17 protein-coding genes are annotated in these 19488 nt (G+C 35.9%); all 17 read left to right on the top strand.

The annotated features are described in order from the left end of the window. The first annotated feature begins 12 nt into the window (after nt 1-12). The 17 genes from ACSYSF_RS02600 (at nt 13) to rnz (ending at nt 19474) form a co-directional block, all read left to right on the top strand. Entirely contained in the window at nt 13-786 is a 774-nt protein-coding gene (locus tag ACSYSF_RS02600; protein ID WP_489868170.1) for a DUF4422 domain-containing protein, read from the top strand. 74 nt (nt 787-860) lie between these two features. After that, the gene (gene glf / locus ACSYSF_RS02605; protein WP_489868171.1) at nt 861-2039 is read left to right on the top strand and encodes a UDP-galactopyranose mutase; all 1179 of its coding nucleotides are present in this window, start codon (nt 861-863) and stop codon (nt 2037-2039) included. Nucleotides 2040-2099: 60 nt separating this feature from the next. Then, complete coding sequence (locus ACSYSF_RS02610; RefSeq protein WP_489868172.1) at nt 2100-3815, top strand: hypothetical protein; 1716 nt, start codon at nt 2100-2102, stop codon at nt 3813-3815. A 13-nt stretch (nt 3816-3828) separates the two neighbouring features. Continuing rightward, nucleotides 3829-4893, top strand: a complete 1065-nt coding sequence (locus ACSYSF_RS02615; protein ID WP_489868173.1) for an acyltransferase — start codon at nt 3829-3831, stop codon at nt 4891-4893. Nucleotides 4894-4941: 48 nt separating this feature from the next. Beyond that, a complete protein-coding gene (locus ACSYSF_RS02620) occupies nt 4942-6396 on the top strand; it encodes a flippase (RefSeq protein WP_489868174.1) in 1455 nt (484 codons plus the stop codon). Nucleotides 6397-6476: 80 nt separating this feature from the next. Continuing rightward, a complete protein-coding gene (locus ACSYSF_RS02625; protein WP_489868175.1) occupies nt 6477-7406 on the top strand; it encodes a glycosyltransferase family 2 protein in 930 nt (309 codons plus the stop codon). A gap of 50 nt (nt 7407-7456) precedes the next feature. Next, on the top strand, nt 7457-8356 hold the full coding sequence (locus ACSYSF_RS02630) for a glycosyltransferase family 2 protein (protein ID WP_489868176.1): 900 nt from the start codon (nt 7457-7459) through the stop codon (nt 8354-8356). Nucleotides 8357-8360: 4 nt separating this feature from the next. Further along, nucleotides 8361-9263: a glycosyltransferase family 2 protein gene (locus ACSYSF_RS02635; protein WP_489868177.1), complete on the top strand. Its 903-nt coding sequence runs from the start codon at nt 8361-8363 to the stop codon at nt 9261-9263. Nucleotides 9264-9299: 36 nt separating this feature from the next. Beyond that, on the top strand, nt 9300-11234 hold the full coding sequence (locus ACSYSF_RS02640) for an SGNH/GDSL hydrolase family protein (RefSeq protein ID WP_489868178.1): 1935 nt from the start codon (nt 9300-9302) through the stop codon (nt 11232-11234). 171 nt (nt 11235-11405) lie between these two features. Next, entirely contained in the window at nt 11406-12350 is a 945-nt protein-coding gene (locus tag ACSYSF_RS02645) for an SGNH/GDSL hydrolase family protein (RefSeq protein ID WP_489868179.1), read from the top strand. A 356-nt stretch (nt 12351-12706) separates the two neighbouring features. Then, nucleotides 12707-13732, top strand: coding sequence for a heat-inducible transcriptional repressor HrcA (hrcA, locus tag ACSYSF_RS02650; RefSeq protein WP_489868180.1), 1026 nt, complete (start codon nt 12707-12709; stop codon nt 13730-13732). Nucleotides 13733-13747: 15 nt separating this feature from the next. After that, on the top strand, nt 13748-14317 hold the full coding sequence (grpE, locus tag ACSYSF_RS02655; protein WP_489868181.1) for a nucleotide exchange factor GrpE: 570 nt from the start codon (nt 13748-13750) through the stop codon (nt 14315-14317). A gap of 62 nt (nt 14318-14379) precedes the next feature. Further along, a complete protein-coding gene (gene dnaK, locus ACSYSF_RS02660) occupies nt 14380-16212 on the top strand; it encodes a molecular chaperone DnaK (RefSeq protein ID WP_489868182.1) in 1833 nt (610 codons plus the stop codon). A 106-nt stretch (nt 16213-16318) separates the two neighbouring features. Then, nucleotides 16319-17236, top strand: a complete 918-nt coding sequence (locus ACSYSF_RS02665; RefSeq protein WP_489868183.1) for a DnaJ C-terminal domain-containing protein — start codon at nt 16319-16321, stop codon at nt 17234-17236. 80 nt (nt 17237-17316) lie between these two features. Continuing rightward, a complete protein-coding gene (locus ACSYSF_RS02670) occupies nt 17317-17592 on the top strand; it encodes a hypothetical protein (RefSeq protein ID WP_489868184.1) in 276 nt (91 codons plus the stop codon). 16 nt (nt 17593-17608) lie between these two features. Further along, nucleotides 17609-18352 carry a hypothetical protein gene (locus ACSYSF_RS02675; RefSeq protein ID WP_489868185.1) on the top strand — a complete coding sequence of 248 codons (744 nt, stop codon included), beginning with the start codon at nt 17609-17611 and terminating at the stop codon, nt 18350-18352. 144 nt (nt 18353-18496) lie between these two features. Next, a complete protein-coding gene (gene rnz / locus ACSYSF_RS02680) occupies nt 18497-19474 on the top strand; it encodes a ribonuclease Z (RefSeq protein WP_489868186.1) in 978 nt (325 codons plus the stop codon). The last annotated feature ends 14 nt before the right edge of the window (nt 19475-19488 follow it).

The raw sequence follows: 19488 nt of genomic DNA on the forward strand, positions 1-19488 counted from the left end.
GAATTTAATTATATGAAAATTTTGATTGCAACGCACAAACCATATCAAATGCCTGATGAACCTGGTTATCAACCAGTTATGGTGGGTGCTGATTTACGCGAAACAATTCCTGACGGTTATTTAAAAGATAATGTTGGTCAAAATATTTCAAAGATGAATCCATTTTTTAATGAATTAACAGCACTTTACTGGGCAAAATATAATTTAAAAGATGAAGATATTATTGGGTTAGTGCATTATCGACGTTATCTAGGTAATCAAGGTGGCCATGATTTAAGTAAGATTTTATCAGAAACACAGATTCGGCAAGCATTAACAAAAGTTGATGTTTTGTTGCCTAAGCAACGTAATTACTATATTGAAAATCAACAAGATCATTATTTAAATGCACATAAAAATGAACCTTATTTTGTGATGCGAGATGTGATTAAGGAAAAGTTTCCAGACTATTATGATGCATTTGAAAAAATGGGTCAGTCAAAAACGGCTCACTTATTTAATATGAGTATCATGAATCAGGAATCATTCCAGTCATATACATCTTTCATGTTTGATGTGTTACATGAAGTTGAACAACGTATTCCGTATCGTGATTACGAGGGTCAGGAACAACGCGTCTTCGGTTTTTTGTCAGAACGATTGATGGATACATGGTTATACACAGAACATAAAACATTTAAGGAGTATCCAGTTATTACAACTGAAAAAACGAATTGGGTTGATAAGGGTACACAATTCTTGAAGCGTAAGTTTTTAAAAAATGCTAGTAAAAAAGTTCATTTTTAAGGTTGTATAATCTTAATTTATGATAGAGTATATTTGATGTATTTTGTATAAGGATATAGGGGATAATAATAAAAATGACTTTAAACGATAAAAATTATGACTATCTAGTAGTAGGAGCTGGTCCATTTGGTGCAATTTTTGCCTATGAGGCTGCTAAGCGTGGTAAGCGTTCATTGATTGTTGAGAAACGTGCCCACATTGCTGGAAATACGTATACACACACTGACCATGGTATTACAGTGCATGATTTTGGTGCTCACATTTTCCATACAGATAACAAGGAAGTTTGGGATTACATTAATCAATTTGCTGAATTTAATGGTTACCAAAACCAAGTTGTTGCTAACTACAAGGGTGAGCTATACAACCTACCATTCAATATGAACACCTTCTATGAGATGTGGGGAACCAAGACACCTGCTGAAGCACAAGCTAAGATTGAAGAGCAAAAGAAGGCTGCATTAGCTGAATTAGGTGATCGTGAGCCACGTAACTTGGAAGAACAAGCGATCTCATTGATTGGTACTGACATTTATCAAAAGTTGGTTAAGGGTTATACGGAAAAGCAATGGGGACGTAAAGCAACTGAGCTACCAGCTTTCATTATTAAACGTCTACCAGTTCGTTTCATTTATGATAACAATTACTTTAACCACCGTTACCAAGGTATCCCAGTAGGTGGTTATACACAAATCTTCGAAAAGATGTTGGACAACGATTTGATTGATGTTCGTGTTAATGAAGATTTCTTTGATCACAAAGATGAATACATTGCTGAATTCCCACGTATTGTGTATACCGGAATGATTGATCAATTCTTCGATTACAAATTTGGTGAACTAGAATATCGTTCAGTTCGCTTTGAATCAGAATTGAAGCATGTGGATAATTACCAAGGTAACTCAGTTATTAACTATACTGATGCAGAAACACCTTACACACGTGTCATGGAATGGAAGCATTTCGATGGTTTGTCAGATGATGGCGTTACCATCGTGACGAAGGAATACCCACAAGAATGGGATCGTTCAAAGGAAGCTTACTATCCAGTTAATGACGAAAAGAACACAAACTTATACAAACAATACGCAAAGGAAGCTCGTAAGCATAAGGACCAATTTATTTTTGGTGGTCGCTTAGGTCAATACCGCTACTACGATATGGATCAAGTGTTCAATGCAGCATTTAATACTGTTAAAAAGGAATTTGATATACCTGCAGATTTCAACTTTGCGCACGACGAAAAGCACTAAAGTATTTAGACTCAGTCATTTAAAGTTGATTGAGTCTTTCTTTTTGGAGACTATGGAGTAATGAACAAGAATTTCAAGCAAGTTAGTATTGCCTATGTTATTTTTTTACTATTATCAGTTGGTTCGATAGTTATTTTTTGGCGTAAGGGGCTACTTTATGGATCAGGTGATTTGTTATTTCACTTAAATCGAATCGTTGGTCTTGCAGATGGCCTTAATCATCATATTTTGCCTTACCGCTTCTTTGATGTTTTAACAAATATTGGTAGTGCGGCAAACTTTTTTTACCCGTTTGTTTTTTTCATTGGATGGGCACAATTATTTAATGTTTTTAGTAACCCAGTGCATGCTTTTTATTTTGGTGAATTATTAATTCAATTAGCAACTTTGATTATCGCTTATCATTCAGTTCGCTTGATTAAAAAAGATGGTCATTATCAAGGCATTGTTTTTGCGATACTATATGGCTTTTCAACTTATCGCTTTTATCTTGGTTATGATCAATTTGTGTTAGGTGAATTGTTAGCCTATACTTTTCTACCATTGGCTTTTGCGGGTTTCTATAACGTTGTCTTTGGCGATTATAAAAAATGGTTAGCACTACCAATAGGCTTATCATTAGTTTTGTATAGTCATATGGTAAGTATCTTCTTGACGTTGATTTTATTTGCAGTTATTTTTATCGGTTCCTTAGTTTATAAAAATAAAAATTTTGAAATCGCAAGAATTGTTGCACTTGGTAAATCTGTCATACTGGCATTACTTTTAACAGCAATTGTTTATTTGCCATTCTTGTACCAATTTAGATTTAGAGCTATTCAAACAACACAAACGCCGAATATTATTAGAGAGGCTACTTTAAGTCAATCAATTAATAATGCTTTGGATATGAATTTCGTTAATATTGGTCTGTTAGGATTAGTAGCATGCATTTTAGTGCTGGTAGCGTTATTCAAGAAACACTATACTATGTCAACTTTTGTTGGTAGCATCGGTGTTGTTTTGTTTATTATTTCAACAGCAGCCTTTCCATGGGCTTTAGTGCCTAAGTCGTTTATAGCAATCATCCAGTTTCCGTATAGATTATTAGATATAACAACGCTTTTGTTGATGTTTTTCTTATCAGATGTCTTAGTAACAACGTTTAAAAGTAAGCGTGAAATAACTGTCATGATTTCGATTATCACAGTTATGGTATTTGGATTATTTATCACGAAGACAGTTAATGTTATCAATGCTCGCTCAAATCAACCGGATTTAGCATTAAATAATTTATTTTATGATAATGAGGTTCATTTTGAGACTAAATTTAAAGCAAACGGGAAGCAATTAAATGAGTTAAAGGATTCCCGGCATGATTATATTGGTGTGATGGATTATGCACCAACTGTTTCTTGGCCAATAAAAAATTATTATTCTATTATGACGCATGATGTTTTGATAAATAACCAAGTAAAGCATCCTCATTTTTCATATCATATTGATCATGTAAAAGGGGTGATGCACTTAAATAAGCGTGCAAAGGTAGACTTACCATTTTTGTTTTATGGTAATGAAACTGTTAAAGTTAATAATAAATTAGTGAAGGCCAATAGTACTGATCGTGGTACAGTTGGCATTAAATTACCGGCTGGGAAATCTACTATTTATGTTGGATACCAGACGCCGGATTGGATATATCTATTATGGATTTTTACAGTTGTATCATGGATAATTGTTGTCATTATAAATATAGGTATTAAACTTAAAAAGACTGGCAACACACTTAGAAGTTAAAATGGGAGATAACATGGGTAAATCGACATTGATGAATGGTCAAAAAAGCCATTATTATTATATGGACATTTTAAATATTATGGCGACGATGGCTGTTTTATGGTTGCATACTTCAGAGTACGCTTTTCAGTATGAACCAGGTCATATTAATTGGTATATCAGTTTAGTGATTCAAATTGCTTTCATTTGGGCAGTACCAATTTTCTTCATGATTTCAGGTGCTAATTTATTAAATTATCGTGATCGATACGATACCAAAACGTTTTTTAAGAAAAGATTTTTCCGCGTATTTGTACCATTTCTATTTTGGTCATTTGTCTGGTATATGTGGAATCACTTTGCGCTACAGCATGATGATTGGTCAATTAAGGGTTTTATTAATGGATTGGAATATGACTCGATTCAACCAATTTTTTGGTTCTTTTACTTTGTAATCCCGATTTATATTGCAATGCCATTTTTATCTATTTTAGCTACTAAACAAAATAAGAAAGTGGTGCAATACATTATTGCGCTATATGTTATTGGAACAGGAATCATTAATTACGGGTATATGTTGTTACAACGAACACCTGACCAAATGGTTAATAATATTCCATTAGCATTGTCAACAGGTGTTGGTATTTTCTTTGTTGGTTGGTATTTACATCATTATGAAGTAACGTCAAAGCAACGCCACTGGTTATATGTAGGGACAATCCTAAGTATTATTTTTATGTTTGTAACGACGATTGTTTTATCAGCATACCGTGGTGAAACGGTCCGTGATGTATATAGTGTCTTCTCAATCGGTGGATTTTTTATACCATTAGGTATTTGGGCTTGGGCACAACATCACTTTGATATATCATGGCAACCTTCAGCAAAGGTAGCTAAATGGTTACGAAAGTTATCAGGCGTTTCATTAGGGGTGTACGTAATTCATGAATTTATTATCATAATTGCTGAAAAAGTATTTAATTTATCAGCTTCATCATTAGTACATTTATTTATTTTGCCATTACTTGTTTGGTTGGTAAGTGTTGTGATTATCCTGATTTTACAAAAAATACCAGTAGTTAAAAAATTATTACCATAGTGATAATGATATGAAGTAGGTCATTTATTTACCTGAATAGAGGAAAATATGCAAGTTGTTAAAAATTATTTATATAATGTGTTTTACCAATTACTAACAGTCTTAGCTCCGTTGATAACAATGACCTATTTGTCACACGTGCTTGGTGCTGCCGGAATGGGTGTTCAGGCTTGGACAAATTCCATTGTTAGTTATTTCTTGTTATTCGCAACATTGGGAGTAACGCTTTATGGTCAACGAGAAATTGCTTATGTGCGTGATGATATTGATTTGCGTAATAGGCGGTTTTGGGAAATTCAATTACTACACACTGTGGTGAGTTTAATTGCTATAGCAATCTATATTTTATTTGTTTATAGTATGCGAAATGTACCAGGTGAATTTAGCCAGAATAACCATCAATTATATTTACAAACATGGGTAATTGTTTCTGGATTATTGGATATTTCTTGGTACTTTATGGGCTTAGAAGATTTTAAAAAGACGGTTATTCGTAATTCATTAGTTAAAATTGCGATGGTTATTTTAATCTTCTTGGTCGTTAAGTCTCCAGCTGACGTTGATCGTTATATTTTGTTACTCGCTTTGACACAAGTTGTTGGTAATATCACGATGTGGTTTTATATTCCTGGAACTGTTAAGTTACCAAAACTACGAACTTTGAATTTGTGGCAACATTTGATGCCAACAATTGGATTGTTTATTCCAACAATTGCAACACAAGTATATTTGCAATTGAATAAAACAATGTTACCTTTGTTCCAAAATAGTTCGATTGACGCATCGGCCTTTTATGAAAATGCGGATAAAATTGTTAAGGTGTCATTGGCATTAGTGACCGCTATGGGAACAGTTATGTTGCCACGTGTTGCTAATTACTTTGCTCGGGGCAATATGAAAGCCGTTAATAAAGCAATTTATTTATCAATGGACTTTGTCACAGCGTTAGCGATTCCATTGATGTTTGGTATGATGGCACTTGGACCAAAGACAGCTATTTGGTACATGGGTGCTAACTTCTTGCCATCAGGTTGGACAATTTCTTTGCTTTCACCAATTGTATTATTTATTGCTTGGAGTAATGTTATCGGTACCCAGTACTTGATGCCAATTAATCGAACAAAAGATTACACAATTTCAGTAACGGTTGGTGCCGTTGTCAATATTTTGCTAAACTTTATTACAATTCCATTATGGGGATTGTATGGTGCTGCTATCGCAACAGTACTATCAGAAGCAGCTGTAACGTTCTATCAGTTTTGGGTCGTTCGTTATGACTTATCATTTAAAAAATTATTTAATGGTGTTTGGAAATATGCGTTATCAGGAATTATTATGTTTGTCATCTTAGTGATGATGACAACGCATATGGCTGCAACGCCGGCTAGATCAGTTATTCAAATTGTTGTTGGCGTGGTCGTTTACTTTACTTTGATTATATTGTTACGTGCTAATTTCATCACTAATGTGAAGAATTTTGTCAGTGAACATTTTAAAAGATAAATGATAAAAAAGTGCCAATTAATCGGCACTTTTTTTGTTATACTTATATCTAGTAGAGTTAGTGAGGAAGAAAAAATTTTATGTCTAAATTATCATTAGTAGTTCCTGTTTTTAACGAACAAGATACTGTCGCATTGTTTTATAACGCATTAGAAGCAGAACATCAAAATTTTATAGACTATGATCTAGAGTATTGGTACATTGATGATGGCTCTACAGATAATACTTTAGCTGAAGTCGAAAAATTAGCCGATGCAGATGAAAATGTGCACTATGTTTCTTTTTCAAGAAACTTTGGAAAAGAATCTGCATTATATGCAGGGTTAGAACATGCAACTGGCGAATATGTTGCTGTGATGGATGTTGATTTACAAGATCCACCAGAAATGCTACCAGAAATGTTAGCTGGCGTTTCATCAGGTGAATGGGATGCTGTCGGAGCTCGTCGGACAAGCCGTGCAGGTGAACCTGTGATTCGCTCATGGTTTTCAAAATTATTTTATAAGTTAATTAATGCTATGTCTGATACGCATATTGTTGAGGGAGCTCGCGATTTTAGAGTAATGTCTCGGCAAATGGTAGATGCTATTTTAAGCATGCCCGAGTATAATCGTTTCTCAAAAGGAATTTTTTCGTGGGTTGGCTTTAAGCAAAAATATTTAGAGTATGAGAATAAAGATCGGGTTGCTGGTAACACTTCTTGGTCATTTTGGGGGTTGTTAAGCTATTCGATTGAAGGCTTTATCGATTTCTCACGAGCTCCTTTGGTATTAGTTTCTTTCTTAGGTGTAGTGTCATTTATTTTAGCCGTTATTGGTGCAATTATTGTCTTTATCCGAGCACTTATTTATCCAAATTCTTCCGTGCTTGGTTGGGCATCGATTGTGGTCATTGTCTTAGCAATTGGCAGTGTGCAATTGTTGAGTATTGGCATTTTGGGTCGCTATATTTCTAATATTTATTTAGAATCAAAGCGTCGTCCAATTTATGTCGTTCGCAAAGAAAAATAATACACGTTGATTAAATAGAAATTTTAAAAATTAGTTTGGAGAAGAATAACATGACAGTGAGTGCTGTGGTAGTGACGTATAATCGACTACCTATGTTGAAAGAAGTTATTGCGGCATTGCAAAATTCTGAAACAAAAGTGGATAACATTATTATTGTGGATAATAATAGTGAAAAGGATACAGAAGACTATTTAACGAGTTTGGGAGATCAAATTCGTTATGTACGTTTACCTGAAAATATTGGTGGTGCTGGTGGTTTTAACAAAGGTGTTCGATACTTTATGGAAGAAACCACTGATGACTATGTGTGGTTAATGGATGACGATACAGTGCCAACGCCTTCAGCTCTAACTGAGTTGTTAAAGGCGGCACAAAAGGTTAATGATCAATTTGGCTTTTTGGCTTCAGACGTACGTTGGACAGATAATACACGTGCTAAAATGAATTTGCCATTTCCAATTAATCGTTTTAAGAAGATTCCGTTGGATGCTACAGAGATGGAACAGTTACGTAATGCGACCTTTGTTTCAGTAATGTTTACACGTGATGTTGTTGATAAGATTGGTTTGCCTGTTAAAGAGTTCTTTATTTGGGGAGACGATATCGAATATACAGAACGCGCTGCGCGTCAGTTGCCAGGTTATATGGTACCAACGTCACGTATTATTCATAAGATGGCACAAAATGTTGAATCAAATGTTTCTTTAGATTCCATTGATCGTGTACCAAGATATTTTTATGCATTTAGGAATCGCATGTACTTTAGCCGTAATCGTGGCTTTATTCGTTTTTTGAGAGCACATATTCGAATTGCTTACGAAATGTTAATGATCTTCTTCAATGGTCAACCGAAGAAATGGTTACGTGTCAGAATGGTTATTAAGGGTGTTACACATGGGTGGTTCTTCCATCCATCAGTTGAATTTGCGAAAAACAAGGTAAAGGAGTAGTGACATGGGAAAAGTAAGTGCAGTTATTGTTACCTATAATCGTTTACCAATGTTAAAAGAAGCAATTGCAGCTTTAGAAGCCGTTGAACCTGCATTGTCTCATTTAATTGTAGTTGATAATAATTCTGACAATGATACAAAAGAATACTTAGAATCATTAGGCAATCGCATTGAATATGTCCGTTTGGCTGAAAATGTTGGCGGTGCAGGTGGATTTAATGCCGGTATTCGTTATTTTTATGAGCATACTGATGATGACTATGTTTGGGTTATGGATGATGATACAATCGTTCACCCAGATTCATTGCAGCCATTATTAGCATTTGCAGATGAGAATACTAACTTCAGTTTTTTGTCATCAAATGTGTTATTTACAGATGGCAAACCATCCGTAAGAAATGTTTTACGTCAATATGGTACGTTCAATACGACCTTGACAAAGAACTTTACAAAGCCAACGTTGATTGAAAACGGTACGTTTGTGTCAGTATTATTCCCACGTTATATCGTGCGTAAAATTGGTTTGCCAATCACCGATTTCTTTATTTGGATTGATGATTTGGAATATACGGAACGTGCCTTAAGAGTTGCACCTGGATACTTAATACCAGATTCTACAGTAACGCATAAGATGCGTTCTAATACTGAAGATGATATTACAAATGATATTCCAGAACGTGTACCACGTTACTTCAACATGTATCGTAATCGTGTTTATACAATGAAGAAACGTAATTTCTATCGACGCGTTCGTGGTGAAACTAAAATCAAACTAGATTATTTACGTTTGAAGACAGGTCATATGCCTGATAAAGAAAATCGAATAAAAATTATGCGTGAAGGTATTGAAGCGGGCAAGAAATTTGATCCAATCATTGAATTTCCAAATGAAAATAAGGATAAGTAGTCTTGATTGAGATAGACACTTTAAGGAAATGGGAGCATGAAAAAATTAAGGTTTGGGTTAGTAATTGAAACTATTTTAGCAGTTATGTTTGGTGCAGCATTGACAATCAATGCTGACGAGGTCCATCAGGCCAATGAGGATACAACAACAACTGCAAATATTAATGGTGTAATTCCTACAGACGATAATTCAGTACCGCAAAAAGTTCCTGAAAAATCTGAAGATAGTAATGATTTTTATAAAGATAAAAACATTTGGGTTATTGGTGATTCATTAGCTGTTGGTTGGGATGGCCAGCGGGTTGTTAAAAAGAATTATCCAACTTTAATTAATGAACAATTACATCCTAAATCTTTACATGCGGAGTTTGCTTCAAGTGGTTCACAAATTTCAGGTAACCAAAATAGTGCGCCTATGGATTTGTCGAACAATGTGCGCCGAGTTATTGCCAGTCCAGCCTATAAATCAGCTGATGTTTTATTGATTGAATTGGGAGTTAATGATTTAAATTATAGTTCTAATAATTTAGGTTACGTACAACAACGGTTACAAACTAATATTAAGCGTTTGCGTCAGGCAAATCCCAATGTCACGATTTACGGTGTACTACCATTAGCTTCATATCAAACAAATAAACCAAGTGATTATTCAATAGATGAATTGAGAAGTGCACTGAGTGATGTTTATCAAAGCTTTGGTATTCCGGTTTTGGATTGGAAAAATTCAGGTGTTGTAAATTCTCCTAATGATTTAGGTGATCATTTGATTCATCCAAATCAAGCCACTTACGATAAGATGGCAACTAAGATTTCTGACTGGTTATTAGCAAATGATTCAAGTTCAGTCAAGGAGTACGATAGCCATCAACAGTTTGTGTCAAATGGATGGCAAAATAGTGAAGAAGGTTATCGTCAATATGCTAAGCATAATGTATTGGCATCTGGTTTAACGCAAATTAATGGTAAACAGTTTTATTTTGATCCTAATACCAAGCAATTAGTTCGAAATCAAGTTGTAAGTGTAAATGGTCGACAAATATATGTTGGTAAAGATGGTGTTGTGCAAAAGGGTAATCCTAACGCGTTGTATTTGATGGATAAACAAGCATATACGATTGATAAAGCTGGTTCATTGAAACACAGTACCAAAACGGGGTATCTAAATACGAATCAGGGTTGGCGTTGGTTAGAACATGGTAAAGTGTATACAGGCTTTAGATTCTATATGGGTACATACTATTGGTTTGTAGATGGTGTTCGTCAGGATTCTGGTTGGCGCCACGCATGGAGCTACACGTACTATACAAACCAAGATGGTCGTGCAGTATCTGGTGTTCAAAATATAGGTGGTAAGTTGTATTTCTTCGGAAATAATGGCACATATTATTTGCGAACTAATCAAAATGTCGCTTATAAAGGACACAAATATTATGCCAATAGTGATGGTGTGCTAATGGCTGGATCAGGTTACCAAAATATTGGTGAAGGTTGGCGTTGGTATGAGAAGGGTAAGCCATATACTGGCTTCCGATTCTATATGGGGACGTATTATTGGTTCGAAAATGGTTATCGTATCAATAATCAATGGCGTTCAGCCTGGAACTATAAGTACTATGTGGATGGTGTTGGTCGTGCTGTACAAGGTAAAGCATATAATGTGAATGGTACATACTATGATTTTGGTAATAATGGTACTTTCTATTTACGTGGCTTAGCTAAAAATGGCTATGTTAACACTAATCAAGGCTGGTGTTGGCTTGAACACGGAAAAGCTTATACCGGCTTTAGAATGTATAAAGGTGCTTACTATTACTTCTTAAATGGTGTTCGCCAAGAAAATCAATGGGTAACTGAATGGGGTAACAAATACTATGTTGGCTCAGACGGTCGTTCTGTAGAAGGCAAAAATGTTAAAATTGGTGGCCAAACCTATGATTTTGGAACTAATCATACATTTTACTTAAGACAATAATATGTAATTAAGGGGCAGTAAATTCAATTTTAGAGTTTACTGTCTTTTTATGTGAACTATTATAATTGAGAATAATGGCTAATTTTTTCTCGTACGTTTAATTTTATTTTCTTTAGCAATTTTATTTCATAGTAGTATGAAACAATAAATAAAATTAATGAGGTATTTGGCATGTTATTTATCCGAATTATTTGGTCAATTTGGTTGGGAATAATTATTGTAAATTTAGAACAAAAAATCGTTACGGCACATGAATTGCACCACTCAATCGTGCAATCGTCACACAAACCAATATTAAATGAGACCATTAAGATAAAGTTAACGATACCAGAATTATTATATTTTCATGATCAAAATATTTGGGTTATTGGGGACTCATTAATGGTAGGTTGGGATGGCCATAAAGTTGTTCATGATTCGTGTCCGAAGATAGTAGAACAATTATTACAACCTAAAAACGTTAATGATAATTACTCATATTCAGGGGCACAAATTAGCGGTAATCGTAACGTGATGCCGATAGATTTAACGAACAATGTTACTAATATTATTAATGATTCAAGCTTTAAAAAAGCAGATTATCTATTAATAGCGTTAGGTGTAAATGATCTTAATTATAGTGATAATAATTTAGGTTATGTACAACAAAGATTACAGTCTAATATTATTCGGTTAAAAAATGTTCATCCTAGTTTAAAAATTATCGGTGCGGTGCCTTTTGCATCGTATTTAAAAAACAAAAAAAGCGATTATAGTTTACAAGAGTTGCAACAAGCTTTACAAAGTGTGTTTTATAGTTTTGGCATTCCGGTTTTAAATTGGCAACAAACTGATTTTTATTATAATCGCTTATCTTTAGGAGATAATGTTCATCCCAAAGCAAGTACGTATCGTCAGATGAGTTATACCATTGCTGATTTTATGATTGCGAATCGAAATATAAGTATAAGTGATTGGGAACAAAATAAAAAACTCTTTCTATCAAATGGCTGGCAAACTGATGAGTTAGGCAATAAGCAGTACGCAATTAATAATACATTGTTATCTGATTGGCACTTCATTGATGATAAATTATATTATTTTGATCCGCTTACTAAGTCACTCAAAAAGGAGTAGCTTGTTTGGATCTATTAATCCAAAGGACGACCTTGATTTTATCTATTATGAATCTCGTTAAAAGTATCTATAAAATAAACATCAATAAATTCGTCGTAAATTTATTTACAATTTTCGATGGTATTTATTGGTGTTTTTAACATGTAGAAAAAAGTAAAAGTCTACGCTAGTGATAAAAAATTTCAATTTAGAAAGTAGCTCGTAATGCTGGTTTCATAGCATTTTTTAGTAAATTTCAAAATTTAAATTAGCACTTATAAATAAAGAGTGCTAAAAGTGTTGACAATTAGCTATGAGGCGTGTACTATAATAATTGTTAGCACGAAGGAGTTGAGAGTGCTAAGGAGGTGGCGCGTATGTTAACGGAAAGACAGCGGCTAATATTAGCCACAATAATTCGCGATTACGCAAAAACCGGCAGAGCTGTTGGATCTAAGACGTTATTGAACGAATTGGATTTGACAGTAAGTTCAGCGACTGTTCGCAATGAGATGGCACTACTAGAAGATTTGGGCTTGCTACAAAAGGAGCACACTTCATCAGGTCGCGTGCCTTCACAACGGGGCTATCGTTATTATGTTGACGAATTAATGCATCAACAACATTTATCAAAAGTTGTTCAAAAATCTTTGGAACATGTTTTCAATCGAAATTTTCAAGAAATTGATGATTTGATGCAAACAATGGTAAATGAATTAGCGAGTCTAACAGGTTATACGGTTGTTGCTCTAAAACCGGAGTCAGCTGATATTCGGTTATCAGGATTTCGTTTAGTACCAATTAATGGTCAACAGATTATGGCCATAATTGTTACGAATGACGGTCAAGTTACAAGTCAAAGTTTTCGTTTACCAATTGGAATGTCAATTGATAACCTTGATGATATGGTGGCTTATATTAATAAAACATTAGTTAATCAACCTATTATTGAAGTATTAAAGACATTAAATGGTGACTTACCGCGACAAATGGAAAGAACAATTCGAACCCCAGTTGCATTCTTGCAATTGTTTGGCGACGTCTTAACACGTTCGATTCACGATAAAGTATTTATTGGCGGTTATTTAAATGTTCTTGACTTTACGACAGATTCTAGTTTGCAAGATATCAAACAGTTATATCAATTACTTGATTCAGCAATAGATATGCGTCAAGTTGTCGGAACAGCGAATGATGGAGTTATCGTACAGATTGGTGATGAAAATGGTAATAGTTTATTATCACCGTATAGCTTAGTATCAGCCACATATCGTGTTGCACAGTATGGTGTTGGTGCAATAGCCATATTAGGACCGACGTCCATGCGATATGCTGACATGGTAAGCTTGGTTGATGCGTTCCGTAGTGCTTTAACGCAACAGTTATTAGAATATTATCGTTAGAAAAGAGGTGTTGACATGTCAAAGGAAAAGCAAAAGCCTGAAGAAGAGGCTGAGGTTACTGACGAAGAAACTACTGAGGTTACCGGTGAAGAAACTACTGTTGACACCGAAGCTGAAAAAGTACCTTCTTCAGAAGAAAAAATTGCTGATTTAGAGGCACAAGTTTCTGAGGCTGAAGACAAGTATTTACGTGCACATGCTGAAATGCAAAACATGCAAGCTCGATATGCAAAAGAGCAAGCACAAGCAATTAAATTCGCTAATCAAAAATTGGCTAATTCAATTTTGCCAGCCGTAGATAACTTAGAGCGTGCTTTGCAAGTGGAAGCTGATAATGATTCAGCTGAACAAATAAAAAAGGGTGTTGAAATGGTCTACAAGACTTTAGTTTCAGCGCTTGAAGAGCATGATGTTAAAGCAGTCGGTGAGGCTGGTGAAACATTTGACCCTAACTTCCACCAAGCAATTCAATCAGTACCAGCGGATGATGATCATCCAGCCGATACAATTGCGACGGTTCTTCAAAAAGGGTATGTCTTAGCTGATCGGGTTATTCGACCAGCAATGGTATCTGTTTATAATTAAAACAGATTTCATGATTAATTAATAAATAACAAAAATCTGATCAATAAGAGGTAAATTATATTATGTCAAAGATTATTGGAATTGATTTAGGAACTACAAATTCAGCTGTTGCCGTTATGGAAGGTGGCTCACCAAAGATTATTACTAATCCTAATGGTGGACGTACAACTCCTTCAGTTGTTTCATTTAAGAATGGTGAAACACAAGTTGGTGATACAGCAAAGCGTCAAGCAATTACTAACCCTAACACTGTTTTGTCAATTAAGTCACACATGGGTGAGTCTGGTTACAAAGTAACGATTGAGGGTAAAGATTACACACCACAAGAAATTTCAGCTATGATTTTGCAATACATCAAGAAGTATGCTGAAGATTACTTAGGTGAAAAAGTTGAAAAGGCTGTTATTACTGTACCAGCATACTTTAATGACGCACAACGTCAAGCTACCAAGGATGCTGGTAAGATTGCCGGACTAGAAGTTGAGCGTATTGTTAACGAGCCAACGGCTTCATCATTAGCATATGGTTTGGATAAGCTAGAAGAAGACCAAAAGATTTTGGTTTACGATTTGGGTGGTGGAACATTTGATGTTTCTGTCCTTGAATTAGGTGATGGTGTGTTCGAAGTTTTGTCAACTAATGGTGATACTCACCTTGGTGGTGATGACTTTGACCAAAAGATCATCGACTGGTTAGCTGATGGCTTCAAGCAAGAGCACGGTGTTGACTTGAAGAATGACAAGCTTGCTCTACAACGTTTGAAGGATGCTGCTGAAACTGCAAAGAAGACTTTGTCATCAGCTACAGAAGCACAAATTGATTTGCCATTTATTACAGCAACTGATGAAGGTCCATTGCACTTGCAAACAACTTTGTCACGTGCACAATTCAATCAATTAACAGCTGAATTGGTAAAGCGTGCTGAAGGACCAGTTCGTAGCGCTTTGAAGGATGCTGATCTTTCAATGAACGATATTGATAAGGTTATCTTAAATGGTGGTTCAACTCGTATCCCAGCCGTTCAAGATTCTGTTAAGGAATTGACTGGTAAGGAACCTGATCACTCAATCAACCCTGATGAAGCTGTTGCCCTTGGAGCTGCTGTTCAAGGTGGTGTTATTACTGGTGATGTTAAGGATGTTGTTTTGCTTGATGTTACACCATTATCATTGGGTATCGAAACAATGGGTGGTGTCTTCACGAAGTTGATTGATCGTAACACGACTATTCCAACTTCAAAGTCACAAACATTCTCAACTGCTGCTGATAACCAACCAGCCGTTGATATCCATGTTTTGCAAGGTGAGCGTTCAATGGCCGCTGATAACAAGACATTGGGTAACTTCCAATTAGCAGATATTCCAGCTGCACCACGTGGTGTACCTCAAATTGAAGTTAAGTTTGACATTGACCGTAATGGTATTGTTTCTGTATCTGCTAAGGATTTGGGAACAAACAAGGAGCAAAAGATTACTATCAAGAGCTCAAGTTCATTGTCAGATGAGGAAATTGAGCGTATGATGAATGACGCTAAGGCTAATGAAGAAGCTGATAAGGCTCGTAAGGAAGAAGCTGATTTGCGTAACGAAGTTGACCAATTAATCTTCCAATCAGAGAAGACTTTGGAAGAAGTTGGCGACAAGTTGCCTGAAGATGAAAAGAAGCCAGTTGAAGATGGTGTTGCTGATTTGAAGGCTGCCAAGGAAGCTGACAACTTGGATGACATGAAGGCTAAGAAGGAAGCTTTGGAGAAGGTTTCACAGGAATTAGCTGTTAAGTTATACCAACAAACACAATCAGCTGAAGGTCAAGATGGCGCTGCACAAGACGGTAAATCAGATGATGGAACCGTTGACGGTGACTTCGAAGATGTATCAGATGATGATAAGAAGTAAACTAATTTAACGATCTGAACAACCCCTACGTTACAGACCGTACGCAGCTGTGAGAATAGCAGCTCTCAGCTGCGATACATATTTAATTTTTAGGAGGATTTGCCTCATGAATAATACTGAATTATATGAGCGTTTAGGTGTTGATAAGAATGCCTCACAAGATGAAATTAAGAAGGCTTATCGTAAGTTATCTAAGAAGTATCACCCCGATATTAATCATGAGGAAGGTGCTGAAGAGAAGTACAAGAAAGTACAGGAAGCTTATGAGACCTTAGGTGATGAGAAGAAGCGTGCCATGTACGATCAATATGGCTCAACTGATGGTCAGCCAGGCGGTCAAGGTGGCTTCGGCGGCTTTGGTGGTTTCGGTGGCGGTGCCCAATATGGTGACTTCTCTGACCTTGGTGATATCTTTAGCCAAATGTTCGGTGGTGGCTTTCAAGATCCAAATCGTCCACGTAAAGGACAAGATTTACAATACCGTATGAGCTTAACTTTCGAAGAAGCTGTTTTTGGTAAGGAAACAACTATTTCATATACTCGTTCAACTGATGACGGTAAACAAGAGAGTAAAGAACTAAAGGTTACAGTGCCTGCTGGTGTTGAAAATGGTCAACAAATGCGTTTGTCTGGTCAAGGTGAAGCCGGCTTTAACGGTGGACCTTATGGTGATTTGTTCGTTGTCTTCCGTGTTTCACCTTCAAAGGATGGTTTTGAACGCGATGGTGCAACGGTTTATTCACGAATGGGTATCGACTTTACGACAGCTGCTCTTGGTGGTGAAATCGAAGTTAAAACTGTTCATGGTGACGTTAAGTTGAAGGTACCAGCTGGTACAGCAACTGAAACGAATTTCCGTCTACGTGGTAAGGGTGCTCCTCATATGCGTAGTAATAATAATGGTGATCACATTGTGACATTGTATGTTGATGTTCCAAAGAAATTGAATAAGGAACAGAAAAAGGCACTTGAGGCTTTTAAAGAGACAATGACTGGTGAGCACAAAAAAGGATTTTTCGGTTAAAAATTGAAAGCAAGTGACTTTGTTTAAGGTTACTTGCTTTTTTGTGTGGCATAATTGATAGATGATTAGGGGGTTACTGGATGGTGCTAGGAGATTTAAAAATTTCATTAACTGGTATGCCATCAAATCGACCGCTAGCAACTGGATTATTTGTATCAGAATATGTCTTTATAAGAATTGTGGGCAAAGATAGTGATAAGTTAGTGCTAGAGTTAGATGAAAATCAAGTGACCACTATTAAAGACTTAGAAAAATATGATGAAGATAATTTAGAAATAATGATTCGTGATAGTGAGCAATTATTGCATAAAATATATGGTTATCGGGTTATTGATGATATTATCGTGTTAGCCTAATCAAAGGAAGGGTAATATGCAAAAACGAACGGGCTGGCTCTTAACAGCAATCATTGGTATTGTAGCTATCATTATAGTTTTAGTATTGTATCGTAATAGTGGCGAACCGACTCGTGTGCGAACAATGGCTGAAGAAACTTTAAACTATAATAAACATCCTTTTGCAAAAAAAGGAAAAGAAAGTTATCAAGAATATGAGCCAACTAAAAAAGATTTACAAAATAAAGACTTTGTTAAACGAGGTGAAATTAAAAAAATAGGTCAGTATCAAATAACTGAGACCGGCCTTGCACAAAAGTGGGTTGGTAGTAAAAAGGTTAATAGTACCATTACAAATGGTCATATGATTTACGATATTAAACAGGTTGATATTTTTAAAAATACGGCCCGAACACAAAATAGTTTGCTTTCAGCTCGTCGTGCACTGAATGATCGTAAAATTGGTGAAAACTTTTATAGTGTCGTTATTTCCTATGATGTGACAAATAATAATAATGTTACCGCAATAACACCAGGTGTGACTGCTGTTAAGTATCCTAAAGGAACGACGATGTCTGCACTAAGTGGTATTTATAACGACGGCCGGCTAAATACGGCTGGTATTGTGCCATATGATACCGTTGCCACAACAGCAACGATTTTAGTGCCAGAAAGTATGGGAAAACATTTAACATCACTTGATATGCAATTTGCAACGGTTAAAGATTCAGCAGGGAATGAAATTGTTAAACCGTCAGATACTAGGACAATTACCTTTTAGCGTAATGAAACTGCTGTATAAACCTTGTAAAAAATGCTAAAATTGAAGATAGTATGAACCGTCATTTCAGGCGGTTTTCTTTTTGAAAAAAATTTCAACAAGAAATGAGCACAAATAACTTAAATAGATAAGGAGTTCCTAATTATGCAAATCGAGTTTCTAGGAACTGGCGCTGGGTCTCCAGCACGTTTTCGTAATGTAACCGGGATTGCGTTACGATTACTTGAAGAAATTAATGAGGTCTGGTTGTTTGACGTTGGTGAGGGGACACAACGTCAAATGTTGCAATCAACGATTCGTCCACGTAAAGTGACTAAAATATTTATCACCCATTTACACGGTGATCACATTTATGGCTTGCCTGGATTACTATCATCACGTTCGTTTCAAGGCGGGGATGATACTTTAACGATATACGGACCTAAAGGCATTCGCCAATTTGTTGAGGTAAGTTTGCAAATCGCACAAACGCATTTGACGTATCCAATTCAATATGTTGAATTGCCAGAAACGGGTGGTGAGGTACTAAAAACTGATAAGTTTACAGTAACTGCTTTACCTTTGGATCATCGGATTACCTCATTTGGCTATCGCATTGTTGAGCATCCCCATCCCGGAGAATTGCTGGTTGATCGGTTGCGTGAGTTAAACGTACCGGCAGGACCATTATATGGACAATTAAAGAAGGGTAAGGACGTAACGCTACCAGACGGTCGTACAATTCATGGTAAAGATGTCATTGGTGAAGCCAAACCCGGCCGTTGTGTTGCCATTATTGGTGACACACGTAAAACAGATAATACTGTGGTGCTTGCCAAAGGCGCAGATGTCATGGTTCATGAAGCAACTTATGGTAAGGGTGAAGGTAAACAAGCACGTAATCATTACCATACGACCAGTATTCAAGCTGCTACAATGGCCCAAAAAGCCGATGTTGGGCGTCTATTGTTGACACATATTTCAGCGCGCTATGCTGGTAAGGCAGCTAATGAATTAGCCTATCAAGCACGGTCTACATTTGAAAACACACGTGTTGTGAATGATTTTGATGTCTATGATGTACCATTTGGACAGCAATCAAATTCAAAACCAATCACTTTACCAACACCAGATGATAACTAATTAACAGGGAGGCA

Source organism: Weissella sp. ESL1139 (assembly GCF_058506735.1).

Excerpts from the sequence above, each read along its gene's own strand:
- ACSYSF_RS02670 (WP_489868184.1), top strand. The coding sequence starts at position 17,317 with ATGGTGCTAGGAGATTTAAAAATTTCATTAACTGGTATGCCATCAAAT.
- ACSYSF_RS02630 (WP_489868176.1), top strand. The coding sequence starts at position 7,457 with ATGACAGTGAGTGCTGTGGTAGTGACGTATAATCGACTACCTATGTTG.
- dnaK (WP_489868182.1), top strand. The coding sequence starts at position 14,380 with ATGTCAAAGATTATTGGAATTGATTTAGGAACTACAAATTCAGCTGTT.
- ACSYSF_RS02600 (WP_489868170.1), top strand. The coding sequence starts at position 13 with ATGAAAATTTTGATTGCAACGCACAAACCATATCAAATGCCTGATGAA.
- hrcA (WP_489868180.1), top strand. The coding sequence starts at position 12,707 with ATGTTAACGGAAAGACAGCGGCTAATATTAGCCACAATAATTCGCGAT.
- rnz (WP_489868186.1), top strand. The coding sequence starts at position 18,497 with ATGCAAATCGAGTTTCTAGGAACTGGCGCTGGGTCTCCAGCACGTTTT.
- glf (WP_489868171.1), top strand. The coding sequence starts at position 861 with ATGACTTTAAACGATAAAAATTATGACTATCTAGTAGTAGGAGCTGGT.
- ACSYSF_RS02645 (WP_489868179.1), top strand. The coding sequence starts at position 11,406 with ATGTTATTTATCCGAATTATTTGGTCAATTTGGTTGGGAATAATTATT.
- ACSYSF_RS02615 (WP_489868173.1), top strand. The coding sequence starts at position 3,829 with ATGGGTAAATCGACATTGATGAATGGTCAAAAAAGCCATTATTATTAT.
- ACSYSF_RS02635 (WP_489868177.1), top strand. The coding sequence starts at position 8,361 with ATGGGAAAAGTAAGTGCAGTTATTGTTACCTATAATCGTTTACCAATG.
- ACSYSF_RS02675 (WP_489868185.1), top strand. The coding sequence starts at position 17,609 with ATGCAAAAACGAACGGGCTGGCTCTTAACAGCAATCATTGGTATTGTA.
- ACSYSF_RS02640 (WP_489868178.1), top strand. The coding sequence starts at position 9,300 with ATGAAAAAATTAAGGTTTGGGTTAGTAATTGAAACTATTTTAGCAGTT.
- ACSYSF_RS02625 (WP_489868175.1), top strand. The coding sequence starts at position 6,477 with ATGTCTAAATTATCATTAGTAGTTCCTGTTTTTAACGAACAAGATACT.
- ACSYSF_RS02665 (WP_489868183.1), top strand. The coding sequence starts at position 16,319 with ATGAATAATACTGAATTATATGAGCGTTTAGGTGTTGATAAGAATGCC.
- ACSYSF_RS02620 (WP_489868174.1), top strand. The coding sequence starts at position 4,942 with ATGCAAGTTGTTAAAAATTATTTATATAATGTGTTTTACCAATTACTA.
- ACSYSF_RS02610 (WP_489868172.1), top strand. The coding sequence starts at position 2,100 with ATGAACAAGAATTTCAAGCAAGTTAGTATTGCCTATGTTATTTTTTTA.
- grpE (WP_489868181.1), top strand. The coding sequence starts at position 13,748 with ATGTCAAAGGAAAAGCAAAAGCCTGAAGAAGAGGCTGAGGTTACTGAC.